Here is an 869-nt window from a genome sequence, read left to right on the forward strand (position 1 = left end):
CTAAGAGCGTGTTGGGGAATTGAGAAAGGTTGAGAGTCGTGTCAACTTTGTGGTCGCCAAACTACAGAGCTATGACCAAACAGTGGATGCCACTGACCGACCCTCAATGGGCCGCAATTTCGCCTTTCTTCAACCTTAAACGCAAGCGAAAGCACGATTTACGACACATTGTCAACTGCATTCTGTGGCTTTTGCGAACCGGCTGCCAGTGGCGAAATCTGCCTACATGCTGGCCACACTGGCAAGCCATTTACTATTATTTTGACATCTGGAAAAGAGACAATCTGTTTGAACGACTCAACGCAACGCTCAATGAATTGGATCGAAAGCGAGTCGAGAGAATGCCTACACCTTCGTTGGTATGTATTGACTCCCAAAGTGTTAAGCTTAGTCCGATGATTTATGAAGAGCGTGGTCTTGATCCCAACAAACGGGTAAACGGACGCAAACGACAACTCGTCGTTGATACGGAAGGTCGGCTTTGGGTTGCTCATGTCCATGCAGCCAACGAAGCGGATGGCCCTACTGCCTGCGCCTTAATCGGTGATGTCTTGTGGCGAGTAGGCGAACGGTTGGAAAAAGTGCTGGGCGATCAGGCTTACAATGGGGTATTTGCCAAAGAGCTTGCTGGCTGGAGTATCGATTTCGAGAAGGCTTCCCGCCCCGAATCGGCCCAGGGTTTTGTTCCTGTTGCCAAGCGATGGGTGGTAGAAAGAACGATCGCTTGGACCAATTTTTTTCGTCGTATCGTGAAGGATTACGAGTATACGGTAGCTTCTTCGGTAAGCTGGCTGTATTTAGCTAACATTCAGATCATGCTGCAACGAATTGACCCTCAACACCAAACATAATTTCCCAACACGCTCTAA

General features: G+C 48.7%; 1 protein-coding gene. It reads left to right on the forward strand.

Annotated features, from left to right (window positions below; genetic code table 11):
* Positions 1-71 precede the first annotated feature (71 nt).
* A complete protein-coding gene (locus J2I47_RS26360) occupies positions 72-851 on the forward strand; it encodes an IS5 family transposase (protein ID WP_207367621.1) in 780 nt (259 codons plus the stop codon).
* The last annotated feature ends 18 nt before the right edge of the window (positions 852-869 follow it).

The organism is Fibrella rubiginis (assembly GCF_017353185.1).
GTDB lineage: Bacteria > Bacteroidota > Bacteroidia > Cytophagales > Spirosomataceae > Fibrella > Fibrella rubiginis.

What these genes read in the sequence shown, in the direction of transcription:
- J2I47_RS26360 (WP_207367621.1), top strand. Translation starts at nt 72, where the DNA reads ATGACCAAACAGTGGATGCCACTGACCGACCCTCAATGGGCCGCAATT.